17 protein-coding genes and 1 riboswitch are annotated in these 18678 nt (G+C 56.5%); of the genes, 7 read left to right on the forward strand and 10 right to left on the reverse strand.

Features of this window, described 5'->3' with window-relative positions:
• Window positions 1-47: 47 nt before the first annotated feature.
• From JBO43_RS04545 to yegS, 3 genes are all read left to right on the forward strand, one after another.
• Window positions 48-380, forward strand: a complete 333-nt coding sequence (locus JBO43_RS04545; RefSeq protein WP_095282618.1) for a YegP family protein — start codon at window positions 48-50, stop codon at window positions 378-380.
• Between the two features lie 153 nt (window positions 381-533).
• Window positions 534-1895, forward strand: a complete 1362-nt coding sequence (trhP, locus tag JBO43_RS04550; protein WP_095282619.1) for a prephenate-dependent tRNA uridine(34) hydroxylase TrhP — start codon at window positions 534-536, stop codon at window positions 1893-1895.
• Window positions 1896-2144: 249 nt separating this feature from the next.
• Entirely contained in the window at window positions 2145-3044 is a 900-nt protein-coding gene (gene yegS / locus JBO43_RS04555; RefSeq protein ID WP_095282620.1) for a lipid kinase YegS, read from the forward strand.
• A gap of 183 nt (window positions 3045-3227) precedes the next feature.
• On the opposite strand, the gene JBO43_RS04560 is transcribed toward yegS, so the two are convergent.
• The 7 genes from JBO43_RS04560 to fbaB all read right to left on the reverse strand — a co-directional run bounded on the left by JBO43_RS04560 (window position 3228) and on the right by fbaB (window position 11183).
• Window positions 3228-4001 (reverse strand): ABC transporter ATP-binding protein, encoded by a 774-nt coding sequence (locus JBO43_RS04560; RefSeq protein WP_103946200.1) that lies wholly within the window; start codon window positions 3999-4001, stop codon window positions 3228-3230.
• Window positions 4002-4010: 9 nt separating this feature from the next.
• Entirely contained in the window at window positions 4011-4874 is an 864-nt protein-coding gene (locus JBO43_RS04565) for an ABC transporter ATP-binding protein (RefSeq protein ID WP_202673799.1), read from the reverse strand.
• On the reverse strand, window positions 4846-5751 hold the full coding sequence (locus JBO43_RS04570; protein WP_103946201.1) for an ABC transporter permease: 906 nt from the start codon (window positions 5749-5751) through the stop codon (window positions 4846-4848). Before JBO43_RS04570 ends, JBO43_RS04565 begins: the two co-directional genes overlap by 29 nt.
• Entirely contained in the window at window positions 5748-6785 is a 1038-nt protein-coding gene (locus JBO43_RS04575) for an ABC transporter permease (protein WP_095282623.1), read from the reverse strand. Before JBO43_RS04575 ends, JBO43_RS04570 begins: the two co-directional genes overlap by 4 nt.
• Window positions 6782-8398, reverse strand: coding sequence for an ABC transporter substrate-binding protein (locus JBO43_RS04580; RefSeq protein WP_202673800.1), 1617 nt, complete (start codon window positions 8396-8398; stop codon window positions 6782-6784). Before JBO43_RS04580 ends, JBO43_RS04575 begins: the two co-directional genes overlap by 4 nt.
• 109 nt (window positions 8399-8507) lie before the next feature.
• Window positions 8508-9662: a mandelate racemase family protein gene (locus JBO43_RS04585; RefSeq protein ID WP_202673801.1), complete on the reverse strand. Its 1155-nt coding sequence runs from the start codon at window positions 9660-9662 to the stop codon at window positions 8508-8510.
• A 468-nt stretch (window positions 9663-10130) separates the two neighbouring features.
• Window positions 10131-11183, reverse strand: a complete 1053-nt coding sequence (gene fbaB, locus JBO43_RS04590; RefSeq protein WP_202673802.1) for a class I fructose-bisphosphate aldolase — start codon at window positions 11181-11183, stop codon at window positions 10131-10133.
• Between the two features lie 252 nt (window positions 11184-11435).
• On the opposite strand from fbaB, the gene JBO43_RS04595 reads away from it, so the two are divergent.
• From JBO43_RS04595 to JBO43_RS04605, 3 genes are read left to right on the forward strand one after another with little or no spacing between them, the layout of a single operon-like run.
• The gene (locus JBO43_RS04595; protein WP_095282627.1) at window positions 11436-12713 is read left to right on the forward strand and encodes a nucleoside permease; all 1278 of its coding nucleotides are present in this window, start codon (window positions 11436-11438) and stop codon (window positions 12711-12713) included.
• Window positions 12710-13714: an ADP-ribosylglycohydrolase family protein gene (locus JBO43_RS04600; RefSeq protein ID WP_095282628.1), complete on the forward strand. Its 1005-nt coding sequence runs from the start codon at window positions 12710-12712 to the stop codon at window positions 13712-13714. Before JBO43_RS04595 ends, JBO43_RS04600 begins: the two co-directional genes overlap by 4 nt.
• A complete protein-coding gene (locus JBO43_RS04605) occupies window positions 13711-14667 on the forward strand; it encodes a PfkB family carbohydrate kinase (RefSeq protein ID WP_202673803.1) in 957 nt (318 codons plus the stop codon). The genes JBO43_RS04600 and JBO43_RS04605 overlap by 4 nt, the downstream gene beginning before the upstream one ends.
• Here the strand turns inward: JBO43_RS04605 and JBO43_RS04610 are convergent.
• The 3 genes from JBO43_RS04610 to thiM are packed head-to-tail and all read right to left on the reverse strand — an operon-like array spanning window position 14641 to window position 17004.
• Window positions 14641-15387 (reverse strand): GntR family transcriptional regulator, encoded by a 747-nt coding sequence (locus tag JBO43_RS04610; RefSeq protein ID WP_095282630.1) that lies wholly within the window; start codon window positions 15385-15387, stop codon window positions 14641-14643. The two genes, JBO43_RS04605 and JBO43_RS04610, sit on opposite strands and share 27 nt — an antisense overlap.
• Window positions 15388-15436: 49 nt before the next feature.
• Window positions 15437-16237, reverse strand: a complete 801-nt coding sequence (thiD, locus tag JBO43_RS04615) for a bifunctional hydroxymethylpyrimidine kinase/phosphomethylpyrimidine kinase (protein ID WP_095282631.1) — start codon at window positions 16235-16237, stop codon at window positions 15437-15439.
• A complete protein-coding gene (thiM, locus tag JBO43_RS04620) occupies window positions 16234-17004 on the reverse strand; it encodes a hydroxyethylthiazole kinase (protein WP_095282632.1) in 771 nt (256 codons plus the stop codon). Before thiM ends, thiD begins: the two co-directional genes overlap by 4 nt.
• Window positions 17005-17040: 36 nt before the next feature.
• A riboswitch (TPP riboswitch) is annotated at window positions 17041-17137 on the reverse strand.
• Between the two features lie 487 nt (window positions 17138-17624).
• Here thiM and JBO43_RS04625 point away from each other — a divergent pair.
• Complete coding sequence (locus tag JBO43_RS04625; RefSeq protein WP_202673804.1) at window positions 17625-18482, forward strand: YadA-like family protein; 858 nt, start codon at window positions 17625-17627, stop codon at window positions 18480-18482.
• Window positions 18483-18678 lie beyond the last annotated feature (196 nt).

Below are 18678 nucleotides of genomic sequence, written 5' to 3' on the forward strand. Positions count from 1 at the left end.
TTAGCTGTCGCCTGTTTTGATAACTCATTTTCAATCAAGGAGTTCTTATGGCCGGTTGGTTCGAACTAAGCAAAAGCAGTGATGGGCAGTTCAGGTTTGTTCTGAAAGCGGGGAACGGAGAGATTATCCTCACCAGTGAGCTGTACACCACAAAGGGGGCTGCAGAAAACGGCATTGCCTCTGTGCGCACGAATAGCCCGCTCGACGAGCGCTACGAGAAAAAGACGGCGGCGAACGGTAAATTCCACTTCAATCTGAAGGCGGCAAACCATCAGGTGATTGGCTCAAGCCAGCTGTATGCGTCCGAGCAATCACGGGAAACCGGCATCGCCTCGGTAAAAAATAATGGCGCGAGCCAGACGGTAAAAGATCTTACCTGACCCGCATACCCTCGCCGGCTGGTGCCACCGCTACCCGGCGCTTTACCTCCCTCCCCCACAGCGCTACAATGCCCGCCCTTAAAGTACGGGATCTCCCCTTACCGCTGCACCTGGTGCGAGCGGATCTGACCTGTCATCAGAACGAGAACAAACATGTTTAAACCAGAACTCCTTTCCCCGGCGGGAACGCTGCAAAATATGCGTTACGCTTTCGCCTATGGTGCCGATGCGGTGTATGCGGGCCAGCCGCGTTACTCTCTGCGCGTGCGTAACAACGAATTTAACCACGAGAATTTGCAGCTCGGCATCAACGAAGCGCATGCCCTGGGCAAAAAATTCTATGTGGTCGTGAACATCGCGCCGCACAACGCCAAGCTGAAAACGTTTATTCGCGATCTCAAGCCGGTAGTGGAAATGGGTCCTGATGCATTGATCATGTCTGACCCAGGTTTAATCATGCTGGTGCGCGAGAACTTCCCGGAAATGGACATTCACCTTTCTGTGCAGGCGAACGCCGTCAACTGGGCAACAGTTAAATTCTGGAAACAGATGGGGCTGACCCGCGTGATCCTGTCACGCGAACTGTCGCTCGAAGAGATCGAAGAAATCCGTACCCAGGTGCCGGAAATGGAACTCGAAATCTTCGTTCATGGCGCCCTGTGCATGGCCTACTCTGGCCGCTGCCTGCTCTCTGGCTACATCAACAAGCGCGACCCGAACCAGGGAACCTGCACTAACGCCTGCCGCTGGGAATATAACGTCCAGGAAGGCAAAGAAGATGATGTCGGCAATATCGTTCACAAACACGAGCCGATCCCGGTGAAAACCGTGGAGCCAACATTAGGCGTAGGCGCGCCGACCGATAGCGTGTTTATGATTGAAGAAGCCAAACGTCCGGGCGAATACATGACCGCCTTCGAAGATGAACACGGCACCTACATCATGAACTCCAAAGACCTGCGCGCGATTGCGCACGTCGAACGTCTGACGCAGATGGGCGTGCACTCCCTGAAGATCGAAGGCCGCACCAAGTCTTACTACTACTGCGCCCGTACCGCACAGGTCTATCGCAAAGCGATTGACGACGCGGCGGCGGGTAAACCGTTCGATACCACCCTGCTGGAAACCCTCGAAGGTCTGGCGCATCGCGGCTACACCGAAGGTTTCCTGCGCCGTCATACCCATGACGATTACCAGAACTACGAACACGGCTACTCGATTTCCGAGCGCCAGCAGTTTGTCGGCGACTTCACCGGTGCGCGTAAAGGCCCGCTGGCGGCAGTCGCGGTGAAAAACAAATTCACCAAAGGCGACAGCCTGGAGCTGATGACCCCACAAGGTAATATCAACTTCACGCTGGAGCATCTGGAAAACGGTAAAGGCGAAGCCATCACCGTGGCGCCTGGCGACGGGCACACCGTATGGCTGCCAGTGCCGGAAGAAGTGGAGCTGGAATACGCCCTGTTGATGCGCAATTTTGATGGCGAAAGCACCCGCAATCCGCACAACAAATAGTTAAGTTAGGGTATTTTTTCAGCATGGGATAATTCTTAGAAACGGATCACATACCGCTTCGTTCAATAAGGGTATTATCCCCTCCGCTGAAAAACATAACCCATAAATGCTAGCTGTACCAGGAACCACCTCCTTAGCCTGCGTAATCTCCCTTACGCAGGCTTATTTTTTGCCTTTCATCCTGTTCTTACGCGCTTTTTCCCTCCCTGAGATACACTCTTGATAGAGCTAAATAGGGAGCAACCTTGGATGTCGACATATCCGGATAGTTTACTGATCCTCAACGGCAAAAGTGCGGGCAATGACCTTCTGCGCCAGGCGATTGCTGATTTGCGTGAAAGTGGCGCACAAATTCACGTCCGTGTGACCTGGGAAAAAGGCGACGCGGCTCGCTATATTGACGAGGCCTGTCGGCTGGGCGTCGCAACGGTGATCGCCGGTGGCGGCGATGGGACGATTAATGAAGTGGCAAGCGCACTGATAGAACGCAATGCCGCGCAGCGCCCGGTGATGGGCATTTTACCCCTTGGTACCGCCAATGATTTCGCCACCAGCGCGGGTATTCCAGAAAGCATGGATAAAGCCTTACAGCTGGCGATCGTCGGGAAAGCCACCGCGGTCGATATCGCCCAGGTCAATGATAAAACCTGTTTCATCAACATGGCGACAGGTGGATTTGGCACGCGTATTACCAGCGAAACGCCAGAGAAACTCAAAGCTGCGCTTGGCGGGGTGTCGTATCTGATTCACGGGCTGATGCGCATGGATATGCTCAAGCCCGACCGCTGCGAAATTAACGGTGAAAATTTCCACTGGCAGGGCGACGCGCTGGTTATTGGGATTGGTAACGGACGTCAGGCGGGCGGCGGACAACAGCTTTGCCCTGAAGCGCTGATCAACGATGGTCTGTTACAGCTGCGAATTTTCACCAGCGACGGAATGCTGCCCGCGCTGTTCACCACCCTGACCCGCCCTGAAGAAAGCCCGAACGTGCTCGATGGACAGTCGGCGTGGTTTGAAATTATCGCCCCACACGGAATGACCTTTAACCTCGACGGCGAACCGCTCAGCGGCGAGCATTTCCGCATTTCCCTGCTCTCCGGCGCGCTGGAGTGCCGGTTGCCGCCGGATTGTGTGCTGTTGCGCTAACTTCTTTGCCTGGTGGCGCTACGCTTGCACGGGCCTAAAGGGTTGTGCGGTCTGGTGCCCTCACCCCGGGCCTCTCCCACAGGGAGAGGGTGAAAACATAAAAAACGGCAACGATGTTGCCGTTTTGCATTGACCTTGTAGGCCGGGTAAGGCGCAGCCGCCACCCGGCCATAAAAGCCTCACTCAATACGCCGCCACTTCCCGCGCCATCTCGCGGGTGTACTGTTGGCTGGCGTTCACCAGCATTCGCGTATAGTCGGTTTTCGCGTTTCCGGCGACCAGCTCATCTACGGTCAACGTTTCCAGAATCTTGCCGTATTGCATCACCGCCACTTTCTGGCACAGATGGGCAATCACGCCGAGATCGTGCGTCACCATCAGATAGGTGAGATTCGATTCGCGCTGCAGTTCTGCCAGCAGATTTAAAATCTCCGCCTGCACTGACACGTCCAGCGCCGACGTGGGTTCATCCAGCAGCAGCACCTGCGGCTCCAGAATCAGCGCCCTGGCGATAGCCACGCGCTGACGCTGACCACCGGAAAGTTGATGCGGATAGCGATCGCGAAACGCCCGGTTCAGCCCTACTTTGTCGAGTAAACCATGAATGCGCCGATCGCGGTCCGAAATGCCGTGAATTTGCAGCGGCTCTTCCAGAATATCGCCAATAGTATGACGCGGATGCAGCGATCCATACGGGTCCTGAAACACCATTTGCACCCGGCGGCAGCGTTCGGCGTTGATCTTTCGCCCCAGCGGAATACCGTCGATCGCCAGTTCGCCGTCCCAGTGGGTAAACAACCCGGCCAGACATTTCAGCACCGTGGTTTTGCCGGAACCTGATTCCCCCACCAGCCCGTAAATCTCCCCTTCCCCGACGCTAATGTTCACCTCGTCGAGCACCTGATTACGCTTTTCACCCTCGCCAAACGCCAGGTTGAGGTTTTTAATCTCGATCATCTCTACTCCTTACTCGGTGAGCCAGCTGGCCTGGCGCTGCAATACGGGCAGCACCGGACGGCGATGGTTAAGTTCCGGCAATGCGCTGATTAGACCCTGGGTATAAGGATGCTGCGCGTTGTGCAGATCGCAGGCAGCGATGGACTCCACCACCCGACCGGCATACATCACCAGCACCCGGTCGCAAAAACTGCGCACCAGGTTTATGTCATGGCTAATAAAAATCAGCCCCAGACCACGCGACTTAACCAGATCGTCGAGCAATCCCAGCACCTGCAAGCGCACGGAAACGTCGAGCGCAGAGGTCGGTTCATCGGCGATCACCAGCTCGGGATCGGTTATGAGCATCATAGCGATCATGATGCGCTGCCCCTGTCCGCCGGAAATTTCGTGCGGATACAGGTGATAGACCCGCTCCGGCTGGCGGATGCGCACCACGTCGAGCATCTCCAGCACTTTGGTTTTCGCCTCGGCTTTGCGCCCCGGATGATGCGTCAGCCAAGCTTCGGCAATCTGATCGCCGACGCAGACCACCGGATTGAGGGAATATTTCGGGTCCTGCATGATCATCGAGATGCGCTTGCCGCGAATGCCGCGCATTTGCGCCTCGCTGACCGCACGCAAATCGACATCGCCAAACTGCATCTTTGTGGAGCTGATCCGCGCCTTCGCCGGATGCAGACGCAGCAGCGCGCGCCCGACGGTGGATTTCCCGGAACCCGACTCACCGACAATCGCCAGCTTCTCACGCCCGAGCTGGAAGGAGACGCCGCGCACGGCGTTGGTCACCGCGCCGCCGTTGATAAAATCGACGTGCAGGTCACGCACGTCGAGCAGTGGAGCGTTATTCGCTGCGAGGATCGAGGATGTCACGTAGGCCATCTCCTAAGAAGTTGAACGCCAGGCTGTTGATCAGGATCGCCAGCCCCGGAATAGTCACTACCCACCAGCACTCCATCATGTAGGTGCGCCCGCTGGAGATCATCGCGCCCCACTCCGGCTCCGGCGGCTGCGCGCCGAGGCCGAGAAAGCCGAGACCCGCAGCGGTCAGAATGATCCCGGCCATATTCATGGTGATACGAATAATCACCGACGGCAGGCACAGGGGAACAATATGTCGCCACAGCACACGCACCGGGGACGCCCCCTGTAAACGCACCGCCGAAATAAAATCGGCCTGGCGCAGCGAGAGCGTTTCCGCCCGCGCCAGACGGGCAATCGGCGGCCAGGCGGTAATCGTAATGGCAATCACCACGTGCTCCAGCCCCGGACCGAGTGCGGCGACAAACGCCAGCGCCAGCACCAGGCTTGGGAAAGAGATAAAGATATCCGTCACCCGCATCAGCACCGCATCGACTTTGCCGCCGAAATATCCGGCGGTGACGCCCAGCAGCAACCCTAAAGGCCCGACGGTGACTGACACCAGCAGCACGATATACAGCGTGATGCGCGAGCCGTACACCAGGCGGCTGAAAATATCGCGGCCAAACTCATCGGTGCCAAACCAGTGCCGGGCATTCGGCGCGACCAGCGCATTGTTGAGGTCTTGCACCAGCGGGTTATACGGTGCAATCAGCGGGGCAAAGGCGGCGACGATCAGCAGCAGCAGAACAATCCCGCCACCGATTGCCGTCAGCGGGTTGCGCGCCATTTTGCCGACAAAACCGGCCCCACGGTTCAGGCTGCGTTTGATACGCTGGCGGCTTTCGCGGTTAGCGGCCCCCAGCGGCGTATCCAGAGAAACGGTCATGATTTCGTCCTCGGGTCAAAGAGTTGATACAGCATATCGGAGAGCAGGTTGAGCATCACAAAGATGACGCCCACCAGCAGCACGCAGCCCATTACCGCATTCATGTCACCGAGTAGCAGGCTGCCGGTGAGATAAGAACCAAAACCCGGCCACGAGAAGACGGTTTCAATCAGCACCGCGCCTTCCAGCAGCGAGCCGTAGGCCAACGCGACCACCGTTAACAGCTGCACCAGGATATTGCGAAACGCGTGATTCCAGATAACCTGCCGCTCGGTTAAGCCTTTCACCCGCGCGGTGATGATGAACTCCTGCGAGAGCTGCGCCAGCATAAAGCTGCGGGTCATACGGCTGATGTAGGCCAGCGAGTGGAAGCCGAGCAATGACGCGGGCAGCACCAGATGATTGATCGCGTTCCAGAACACGGCGCTGTTGCCCGCCAGGAGTGCATCGACGGTCATCAGCCCGGTCCGGCGCGGCACGATACCGTCCAGCCCCAAATCCAGCCTTCCGGCACCACCCACCCAGCCGAGCCAGGCGTAGAACAGCAGCAGCCCCATCATCCCGACCCAGAAAATCGGCGTGGAATAACCCGCCAGGCTAATAATGCGCACCACATAATCAGACAGGCTATTGCGCCGTGCCGCCGCCAGCACGCCGAGCGGAATGCCCAGGCCCGCACCAACGACGATCGCCATCGTTGCCAGCTCCAGCGTCGCCGGGAAGACGCGCAGGATATCGTCCGTCACCGGTTTGCCGGTCAGCAGCGCATTCCCCAAATCACCATGCAGGAGATTGTTCAGGTAAATGCCGAATTGCGTCAGCAAGGATTGATCGAAGCCCAGCTGGTGATAAACCTGCTGATAGGTGCTGTGGTCGGCGTCCGGCCCGACAATCGCCAGCACCGGATCAACCGGCATCACGCGACCGATAAAAAAGGTCAGCAGCAGCAGGCCAAACAGCGTCACCAGCACCTGCGTCAGCCGCTTCGAGAAACGGCGGGTACGGGAGCCGGGCGAGAGGATCGCGACGCTCATTGTTCACCTCCGGTTTTGTAGACTTCACGCAGGAACGTGGTGGCCGACGGGTGCGACTGGAAGTTTTTGACTTCATTGCGCACCACGACCGAATCCACCATCTGCGACAGAGGGACCATCGCCGGAATCAGTTGGTCGTAACGGACCTGGATCTGCTGATAATCGGCGATTTGTTTTTGCGGATCGCGCTCCAGCAGCGCGTTGTCGATCATCTCGTTCAGTGGTTTGTCGTAGAAACTGGTGCGCCAGCCCTGGAAGTTGGTGAGTCGCGCTTCGTCGCTGTTGTCAGGGTTATAAACCAGCGCACGCAGGCTGGAGTGCGGATGCGGCTCGACACCACTTCCGCCGCGCCCAACCAGCATGTCGAACTTACGCTCGCGCATCGCACCGTAGATCTGGTTCCCGGTGCCGGTAATGATTTTGGCGTTGATCCCCGCCTGCATCAGCGTGGACTGCACGGCAATGGCGATATTGAGGAACGGCTGATCCGCCAGCACGCGCAGGGTGGTGTCGAAACCTTGCGGATAGCCCGCTTCGGCCAGCAGCTTTTTGGCGCGTGGAATATCCAGCCGATAGCCAGGGTCCGGCAGCGTCGACGGCATTCCGGCTTTGATCGGGCGCTGATGCAGTACGCCGTAGCCCGGCATCAGCGCTTTGTTGATACCCTGATAATCAATCAGATAGCGCACCGCTTCGCGCACTTTCGGGTTGGCGAAGTGCGCCTCTTTCATGCTCATCGCCACGTAATAAACGGTCCCTTTCTGCACGGCTTCAACCGTCAGCTGAGGGTCTTTGCGCAGGGCGTTGATATCGGACACCGCCATGTTACTGGCAATATCCAGATCGCCTTTCTCAATCATCAGCCGCAGGGTTTGCGACTCCTGAAAATGGCGCAACACGATGCGGTTCATTTTCGGCTCTTCGCGCCAGTAGTGCGGGTTGCGCTGCATGCGCAGAACATCCTTCGCCTGCCAGGTATCGAGCATAAACGGGCCAGAACCGGCCTCGTTGGTGGTCAGCCAGCGATTCCCCCAGTCGTTGTTCACTTCGTGAGATTGCACCGTTTTACTGTCGAGCACGCCGAGATTGCCGAGCGCCCCAAGAGAGTAAATCACCAGCTGCGGATCGTTCGGCTTGGGCAGCACAATTTGCACGGTGTAGTCGTCGGGCGCGCTGATTTGGTTATCGATATTTTTCTTGCTGAAACCGTAAGATTTCCACACCGACGCTTGCGCCAGATTCAGGTGCAGCAGGCGGCGCATTGACCAAACCACATCCTGCGCGGTGAGCGGATTCCCGGAGTGGAATTTGACGTTATCGCGCAGATGGAAAGTCAGGGTTTTGCCGTCCGGCGCAATATCCCAGGATTTCGCCAGCGCGGGCCTGACGTTGGTCAGTTCATTCGGATCGAGTTCCACCAGCGAATCGTAGAGATTCACCACGATGCCGACCACTTCGTTGCCGGTCATCGCGGCCGGATCGAGCGTCAGCAGGTTGTTCATGTTCATGCCGATGATGAGCTGGTCGGGCGGCGTTTTCGCGTATGCCGCCCCGCTCCCCGTCATCAGCGAGAGCGCGAGTAAGCACGCCCTCAACAGAGGAGTTTGTTTCATGTATATATCGCCTGTAGGGTACGTTTTGCCGGATGGCGGCTTACGCCTTATCCGGCCTACGGGGCCACGTAGGCCCGATTAGCGCAGCGCCATCGGGCATTTTTATTGTTCAGTCGTGGCTGACTGTATTGGCTTCGATATATGCAAAGTTAATGTCTTCGCCAAGTCCCGGACGATTCGGCAGGCTGACCATGCCGTGTTCATCCATCGGGTCGACGAGGCTGTGGAGATAGGCAGCCGGTTGGTCGTAATCCAGGAACGGATGCAGCAGGCCGCGCTCATACCAGCGGCAGTTTTTAATCGCACCGATCACCGCCAGGCTTGCCGCGCCGTTGCCGTGAACTTCGCAGTCCATGCCGAAGGATTCCGCGAGGTTCGCCACTTTCAGCGTCGGTGAAATCCCGCCTACGCCGTTGGCTCCTGCGCGAAGAATGTCGCAGGCCCCGGCTTTTACCCAGTCGGCGCGACTGTGGTGTTTTCCGCCCAGGCTTTCCGGGCCAATAATTGGAATCGACAGGTTTTCCGCCAGCCATGCGTAGGAGGCCATACTCTCCTCTTCCATCGGCTCTTCGAACCACGCGAAGTTGAGTTTTTCCAGCTCTTTGCCGATGTACAGCGCTTCAGTGCGGCTGTACCAGTGGTATCCGTCAATCATCAGATCGATATCCGGTCCGACCGCTTCACGCACGGCGGCGCAGGCTTTGACGTCCATTTTCGGGTTCGGTGCAAACGAGACGGGCGGCATCCAGGTGTGCAGTTTGATGGCTTTGTATCCGCGCGCCACCAGGGTTTCGGCAAAGCTCGCGTACTCGTCCGGCGTCGACAGACCGCCCGGGAGATCGTCCCCGCACATGGTGCTGCCGTAAGCCGGAACTTTATCGCGATAACCGCCGAGCAGTTTCCACACCGGCATATTCAGTTTGCGGCCAATGAGATCCCACAGCGCCTGCTCAATGAATCCGAGGGCGCGCTCGGTGAGCTGATGTGCGCTCCCGCGCTGCCAGTGCGCCAGTTCCTGCCAGATTTTTTCGCGGTTGAACGCATCCTGGCCGACCAGCACTTTGCGAAAGAAGGTATTGACTACAAAAGGGCGCACCACTTCCGGCGGCGCAAAAGCATACCCTTTAGTGCCATCGTCCGCCGTAATACTCAGCATTGCCATTTTGGCCATGCTTTCCGGGCCTGGGTGCGAATGCCCGGCGCTGTCGGAGACCCGTCGCGTCGGATGCTGGAAGACGGTGACGTTTACAGATTCTATTTTCATTATCAGTCCTTAAAACAACAGAGGTTCAGAGCGACGTCGTAATTTGAAAAGCCGTTTCGAAAGTAACTTTAAGCGCAAAATTCATCCGCTGCCTTAGACAAATTCCGCTAAGCATCGGTCATTTATTGGGCATATGCACGGGGAGGAGTGACACTTTTCACAAAAGACAGGGGAAGTGTGAAGTTGATCGGGATGGGTGTTTGAATGAAATGAAAAAGGGTTTCGGTTTTACGTGCGGTGCGGTCTGGTCCCCTCACCCCGGCCCTCTCCCAAAGGGAGAGGGAGAAAAGAAAGTCTCCTCTCCCACAGAAGGTGGAGAAGTCATAGTCTCCTCTCCCACAGAAAGTGGAGAAGACATAGTCCCCTCTCCCACAGGAAGTGGAGAAGTCATAGTCTCCTCTCCCACAGGAAGTGGAGAAGTCATAGTTCCCTCTCCCCGTGGGAGAGGGTTAGGGTGAGGGCAACAGGCTACGCGATACTCACCTTCGTATCCAAATACACATCCTGCACCGCGTTAATCAGCTTAACGCCGTCGGCCATCGATTTTTTAAACGCTTTACGACCGAGAATGAGCCCCATGCCGCCCGCGCGTTTATTGATAACCGCCGTGCGTACCGCGTCGGTCAGATCCGTTTCGCCGCCTGCCGCGCCGCCGGAGTTAATCAGCCCTGCACGCCCCATGTAGCAGTTGGCGAGCTGGTAGCGCACCAGATCGATCGGGTTATCGCTGGTCAGCTTGCTGTAAACGCGGTCGTCGGTGTAACCGAAGTTCACCGCCTTGTAGCCGCCGTTATTCTCAGCCATTTTCTGCTTCACGATATCCGCGCCGATGGTCGCCGCCAGATGGTTCGCCTGGCCGGTCAGATCCGCAGACACGTGGTAATCCACGCCATCTTTCTTAAACGCGTTGTTACGCAGATAGGCCCACAGCACCGTGATCATCCCCAACTCGTGCGCGCGTTCGAACGCCGCTGAAATCTCCTCAATCTGACGACGGGACTGCTCGGAGCCGAAGTAAATCGTCGCCCCGACCGCCACGGCGCCCATGTTGAACGCCTGCTCAACGCTGGCGTATAGCGTCTGATCGTACTCGGTCGGGTAGCTCAGGGTTTCGTTGTGGTTCAGCTTGACGAGGAACGGAATACGGTGCGCGTAGCGGCGCGACACGGAGGCCAGCACGCCGTAGGTGGACGCCACGCAGTTACAGCCAGCTTCGATCGCCAGCTCCACGATATTCTTCGGATCGAAATAGAGCGGGTTAGCGGCAAACGAGGCCCCCGCAGAGTGCTCGACGCCCTGGTCAACGGGCAGAATGGACAGATAGCCCGTCCCGGCGAGGCGTCCGGTGTTGTACAGGGTCTGCATGTTTCGCAGAACCGCAGGCGGGCGATTGTTATCGATCATCACCCGATCAACATAGTCGTGGCCCGGCAGGTAGAGCTGATCGGCTGGAATAGTCATACAACGATGCTGTAATAGGCTGTCGGCGTCTTTGCCAAGCAGCTGCGCAATATCAGTCATAGCGATGCTCCCGTAAGTTCCGACATCATGTCGGAGCGTGATATCCATACCCACAAATTTGTGAGCAGACTAAGCCTGGACCCGACTTAACCTAATTTCCAGCATTCGCAACTTTTTTCAGCACAATCTGCTGGCTCGTTTCGTGTACAACAAAACTGTTACATTGATCAAACATTCGCCCCAAAGGTATTTAAAAGGTATTATTGAGTGGTATGTTAAAGGCGTACCCTCTCTGACATGCAGGATTAAACAATGAAAACGAAAGTCCAACTGTCATTCATGATGTTTGTTGAATGGTTTATCTGGGGCGCGTGGTTTGTGCCGCTGTGGCTGTGGCTGAGTAAAAGCGGCTTTACCGCCGGGGAAATTGGCTGGTCTTATGCTTGTACGGCCATCGCGGCGATCCTCTCGCCGATCCTCGTCGGCTCGCTGACGGACCGCTTCTTTGCCGCGCAAAAAGTGCTGGCGGTGCTGATGTTTGCCGGGGCGATTTTGATGTACTTCGCCGCCCAGCAGACCGAATTCAGCGCCTTCTTCCCGTTGCTGCTGCTCTACTCTCTGACCTACATGCCGACCATCGCGCTGACCAACAGCATTGCCTTTGCTAACGTCGACGACGTCGAGGCCGATTTCCCGCGCATCCGCGTGATGGGGACGATTGGCTGGATTGCCTCCGGTCTGGCCTGCGGATTCCTGCCGGAAATGCTCGGCTTTAACGACATTTCGGACACCAATATTCCTCTGCTGATGACGGCAGCCAGCTCCGCGCTGCTGGGCGTATTTGCCCTGACACTGCCGAATACGCCACCGAAGAGTACCGGCAAGCTGGACATCAAAGTGATGCTGGGGCTGGACGCGCTGATTTTGCTGCGCGATAAAAACTTCCTCGTGTTCTTCTTCTGCTCGTTCCTGTTTGCGATGCCGCTGGCGTTCTATTACATCTTCGCCACGGGCTATCTCACCGAAGTGGGGATGAAAAACGCCACCGGCTGGATGACGCTCGGTCAGTTCTCTGAAATCTTCTTTATGCTGGCGCTGCCGTTCTTCACCAAGCGCTTTGGTATCAAAAAGGTCTTGCTGCTGGGCCTGATCACCGCCGCCATCCGCTACGGCTTCTTCGTCTTCGGCGGCGCGGACCAGTACTTCACTTACGCCCTGCTGTTCCTCGGCATTTTGCTCCACGGCGTGAGTTACGACTTCTACTACGTCACTGCCTATATCTATGTGGACAAAAAAGCGCCGGTGCATATGCGCACCGCAGCACAAGGGCTGATTACACTGTGCTGTCAGGGCTTTGGCAGCCTGCTGGGCTACCGCCTGGGCGGCGTGATGATGGAAAAAATGTTTGCTTATAAAGAGCCTGTGAACGGGTTGACCTTCAACTGGGCCGGAATGTGGGCGTTTGGTGGCATCATGATTGCCGTCATCGCCGTGCTGTTTATGCTGTTTTTCCGCGAATCGGACAAAGAGATCACCGCAATCGAGGTGGTCGATGGCGATACCGCGCTGACACGAGGGGAAGTTAAATGAAAGCAGAACGTATTCTCGGTGCCCTGTACGGGCAGACGTTGGGGGATGCGATGGGCATGCCGTCGGAACTGTGGCCCAGAAGCCGCGTGAAAGCCCACTTTGGCTGGATCGACCGCTTTTTACCCGGTCCGGCAGAGAATAATGCCGCCTGTTATTTTGGCCGCGCGGAGTTTACGGATGATACGTCGATGGCCCTGAGCCTGGCGGATGCGATTATCGAATGCGACGGACAGATCAACCCAGACGCCATCGGCAGACATATCCTGCTGTGGGCGGAAGAGTTTGATGCCTTTAACAAGAACGTACTCGGCCCGACGTCGAAAATTGCGCTGAATGCCATTCGCGCGGGCAAGCCGGTGAGCGAGCTGGAAAACAATGGTGTCACCAACGGGGCGGCAATGCGTGCTTCACCGCTGGGCTGTCTGCTCCCGGCGACCCGCCTTGAGCATTTCGTCGAGCAGGTGGCGCTGGCGTCCAGCCCGACGCACAAATCGGATCTGGCCATTGCCGGGGCGGTGGTGATCGCCTGGGCCATCTCCCGCGCCATCGACGGCGAAAGCTGGCAAAACATTGTCGATGCCCTGCCCGGCATCGCGCGTTATGCCCAGGAGGCCAAAACCACTACGTTTAGCGCGTCTCTGGCCGCACGTCTGGAACTGGCGCTCAAAACCGTTCGCGAGGCTAACGGCATTGATTCCGCCAGCGAGCAGATTTATCAGCTAATCGGCGCGGGCACCAGCACCATCGAATCCGTTCCGGCGGCGATTGCAATGGTCGAACTGGCCGGCACCGACCCAAACCGCTGCGCGATTTTGTGCGCGAATCTCGGCGGCGATACGGACACCATCGGCGCGATGGCCACCGCCATTTGCGGCGCGCTGCACGGCGTTCAGGCAATTGATCCGGCGCTGAAAGCCGAGCTGGACGCAGTGAATCAGCTTGATTTCAACTACTACTGCGACCATCTGCTGAACTATCGGGAACAAAGAGAGGGCGCATGACAACCGGACTTTCTCACAGTCTTGAAACATTAACGGCACAGCGCCCGGTTACGGTGCTGGGCGCGGCGGTTATTGATGTGATCGCCGACGCCTACGCCCTGCCCTGGCGCGGGTGTGACATCGAATTAAAACAGCAGGGCGTGAACATCGGCGGCTGTGCGCTGAATATCGCCATCGCGCTTAAACGCCTCGGCATTGAAGCGCAAAACGCGCTGCCGGTCGGGCACGGCGTGTGGGCCGATATTATTCGCAACGCAATGGCGAAACAGGATCTGCACAGCGCAGTGGAAGCCGACAGTGGCGATAACGGCTGGTGTCTGGCGCTGGTAGAGCCTGACGGCGAACGCACCTTTATGTCCTTCAGCGGTGTGGAAAACCAGTGGCAGCAGAGCTGGCTGGATGCGCTGGTGATTCCGGCAAAAAGCCTGGTGTATCTTTCAGGCTATCAGCTGGCCTCGCCGTGTGGTGAACTACTGACGCGCTGGCTGGAAGAACTGAACGACGTCACCGCGTTTATCGATTTCGGTCCGCGGATCGCGGATATCCCTGATGTGCTGATGGCGCGAATTATGGCCTGCAAACCGGTTGTGTCGCTCAATCGTCAGGAAGCGCAGATCGCCGCTGAGCGCCTTGGCGTAGCAGTGGAATCATTGGGCGAAGCGTGGCAAGACCGCTACGGCTGCCCGTTGATTGTGCGTCACGATAAAGACGGCGCCTGGTATTACGACGGCGAAAACACAGGATATGTTCCGGCCTTTACCGCGACGGTGGTGGATACCATTGGTGCGGGAGACAGTCACGCAGGCGGAACCCTGGCCGGGCTGGCGGCAGGCTGGACATTGCCGGAGGCGATCACGCTGGGAAATGCAGTCGCGGCGTGGGTGGTGAGCCATCGCGGTGGCGATTGTGCGCCGACGCGCGAGGAACTACTCCTCGCACACAAAGACGTATAAGTCGCTGCGACAGTAACTAATACTGTACTCAATCGGCCGGTGTTGCTGGTCAAGCGCAACTTGCTTGATCACCAGCACCGGTATTTTTTCGTCCATTTTGATGTGTAACTGGAATTCGCTGTCCGGCATCCGGGCGCTAACGCGGGAGCGCGTGCGCTGCGGGAAGATATTCTGACTGCGGAAATAGTCATACAGGGAAATACCGATGGCGTCGGGATCGTGGATAAGCCCAACCGGCACCCACGACTCTTCAATCGACACGGCATCGTCGTCCACGTAGCGAATGCGCTTGAGCATAAACACCTCGCTTTGCGGCGCGATGGCAAGCTCCGCCGCCACCTCGTCCGGACACTTAACGATCCGCTTATTCACCCACAGGGTATTGGGCTTTTTACCGCGCAAAACCACCTGCTGGGAAAATCCTCGCGCTTCCTTGAGCGAATATTCAAAGATGTTATTGATTTGGGTGCCGTAGCCACGAGAACGCGTCACCACGCCCTCTTCTTCCAGCGCCTGCATCGCCTTGCGCACCGTAATGCGTGACACCCCGGTCAACTGGCTCAGATCGCGCTCGCCCGGCAAAATATTGCCATGCTCCAGTATTCCGCTGCGCACGGCGTTTTTGACCGTCTCAGCAAACCTGAGGTACAGCGGGGTGTTATCCCCCGCCGCGATCCGTTCATTCAGTTGAGCAATTAACCGGGTATGCGCTTGTTCCATCTCTGTTTTCCTGGCCGAAAATCTCTAGCCAGTATACTCGCTCAACCCGTTACCACCATGCATGAAAATGGTGAACCGGGCCAATACCGTGACCGACCTCCAGACTATCGGCTTTAGCGAGCGCCAGCGAAAGCCAGACTTTGGCCTCTTGCACCGTATCGGCCCAGTTTTCATGGCGTGGACGCAGTGCCGCCAGCGCAGCCGAGAGCGTACAGCCCGTACCGTGGGTGTTTTTAGTCATCACGCGCGGGGCGGTGAATCGCTGTGCACCGTCGCGGGTAAAGAGCCAGTCTGGGCTTTCGGCATCCTCCAGATGACCGCCCTTCATCAGTACCGCGTCGCAGCCGAGCGCCAGTAATGCGCGGCCCTGCTCTTTCATTTCATGCTCGGTGCGGGCATGTGGCGCATCCAGTAGCGCCGCCGCTTCTGGTAGATTCGGCGTAATCAGCGACACCTGCGGCAATAGCTTTTTGCGCAGGGTTTCAACGGCAGATGCCGAGAGCAGCGGATCGCCGCTTTTGGCCAGCATTACCGTATCGAGTACCACGTTTTGCACCTGATACCGCGCCAGACGTTCGGCGACGGCTTCGACGATATCCGTCTCAGCCAGCATACCGATTTTGGTGGTATCTATGCGCACATCGCTGAACACGGAATCCAGCTGTGCCGCGACAAAATCCGGCTCAATGCGATACACCGACTGCACACCGCGCGTGTTTTGTGCCACCAGCGCGGTAATGACCGAGCAGCCGTAGGCCCCGAGCGCCGAGAACGTTTTGAGATCGGCCTGAATGCCCGCCCCGCCGCTCGGATCGGTGCCTGCAATGGTGAGTGCGTTGATACGTTTCATGCCTGCGCCTCCAGGTTCCAGAGTGCGTCGATAAAGGCGCTGGTAAAACTGCCCGGCCCGGTGCTTTGCGAAAGCGCGACGCTTCCCGCGCGTTTCATCCATCCGCATGCGGCGGCAACATTATCCAGCCTGTCGCCCGGCAGCGAACAGCTTGCCGCGACCACCGCCGACAGGGCGCAGCCGGTGCCGACCACGCGGGTCATCATGGGATCGCCGCCAACGATAGTTTTGGTTCGCTGGCCGTCGGTGACGTAATCCACTTCTCCTGTGACCGCGACAATCGCGTTGGTCTGGCGAGCCAGCGCCAGCGCTGCGGGTAACGCGCTGGCAGCAGTATCGGTGGTATCTACTCCGCGACCGCCCGCGCTCATTCCGGCGAGAGCGAGGATTTCCGACGCATTCCCACGGATGGCTGCCGGTTTGAGGGTGAGAATTTGCTGGCAAAAGCGGGTGCGAAACGCCAGTGCGCCAACGGCGACGGGATCGAGAGTCCAGGGTTTTCCGGCGGCAACCGCACTTTCGATCGCCCGACGCATGGCCTGCGCGCGTGGCGAAGTCAGCGTCCCGACATTGATCAACAGCGCATCGGCCAGCGCGGCAAACTGCTCTGCTTCTTCGGCTTCGATAACCATCGCCGGAGACGCGCCAAGCGCGAGTAAAACGTTAGCGGTAAAGGTTTGCACCACATCGTTGGTCATGCAGTGGGTGAGCGGAGAGCGCGTGCGGAAGTGATGTAAGACGTGTAAATCGAGCAGGTCAGGCTGCATGGTTTCGCTCCTGCCTTGCGTGAAGAAGCGATAACCGTGAAAGGCATCTGACTTCCCTACGCTGGCATTATCCAGATCAGGTGGTACGGGTATTTCTCAGCCTTCACAAGGAAGGGCACCCCGAGTCAAATTACATATAACTGATGTAATTCCAGAAGAGTAAAGGATGTGGCCTGCGCTGACAAGCCTTCTCAAAACGGTTTATTTATTGCCCACAATGATAAAAATAACTAAAAAAAAATAGCGCTCACATTCATTCACTTTGTATACATTTAATCTCTTTGATTATTTAGATTTAATCCTTTTTAAGCTCACAATATCAGCCCAATGCACCTTGCCCCGGCCCGATAACAAAACAATAAAAAACAATGCATTAGGTTAAATTAATGTTTACTTTCAGTGAGTTACCTATAAAACAGACTTGTGATCTGCATCAAAACTCACCTGAGTCCGTTAGGCGATAGTTCAGCTTCGTTAGCAATATCCTAACCATCAAAGAATGACATCCTCATCAACAGCAACACCCGACTCGGTTTCACGCGTCGGTATCTGGCTGCGTCAAAACTGAGGATCTTTTGCTTGTTTTTAAATTTATCGTTGAGATTTGTATTGTGAAATTAATGCTTGCTCGTAAAACCGCCATCGCTTTATTTGTATTATCTATGTCCTGCGCCGGTAGCGCATTGGCTGCACCGGTAATCTATGATCAAGCGTGGGGAGATTCCGTCGAAGCCGCGCACCAGGCTAATGTCGATCTTATTAACGATCATCAGAGCCAGATCACCCAAAATAAAGTGAATACTGACAGGGCTATTGAAGGACTCAATTCGCATATTAATAGCGTGGATAACGACCTGAATAGTACCAAAGATGCAGTGCTGGTGGTGAATAATGATTTGCAGCAAACCAAAGCAGATTTAGATAAACAAATTAACAGCACGAAAACGACTGCTAATCAGCAAACGGCCAGCGTCGACAAAGATTTACAGCACACCAAAACAGACTTGAACAGTAAAATTCATCATGTTCAGACGACTGCCACCCAGCAGTCGGCCAGCGTTGAACAAGATCTTCAGCAAACTAAAACCGACGTGAATAAGCAAATGGCTCAGGTGCAAAACACCGTCACCCAACAGTCTGCGAACGTTGCAAAAGATCTTCAGGACGCAAAACAGTTCTTCAACCAGCAGCAGGCCAGCAGCAACAGCCAGTTCAAAAACCTGAAAGACGAAGTCGACGACAATAAGAAAGAGTCCCGCAGCGGCGCGGCTTCTGCCATTGCGATTGCGTCGATGCCTCAGGTGGAAGCAGGACAATCGGTGATGTTCTCCGCAGGCGCGGGGACGTTCAAAGATGAACAGGCGCTGAGCGTGGGCGCATCATTCCATGCCGGGGCTTCAACGGTCATTAAAGCAGGTGTCAGTGACTCCACGAATAATGATTTTGCGATGGGCGCGGGAATTGGAATTGGGTTTTGATAAACCGGCTCATCTTAATTAAATATTTCACCTGTAATCTTTGATGATAGCCATCGTGACTAAAATAATAATTTGTTCTGCCGTTCTTTATATTTTACTGACGCTGACCGGTTTTTGGCTCGGCACCCTGTATAGCGATTATTTCTCCTGCCGTCAGTTTTCCCTGGCTTTAAATTGTGTTCATTGTAATGAGGTT

It is taken from the genome of Lelliottia jeotgali, assembly GCF_016771845.1.
GTDB classification, from domain to species: Bacteria; Pseudomonadota; Gammaproteobacteria; order Enterobacterales; family Enterobacteriaceae; genus Enterobacter; species Enterobacter jeotgali.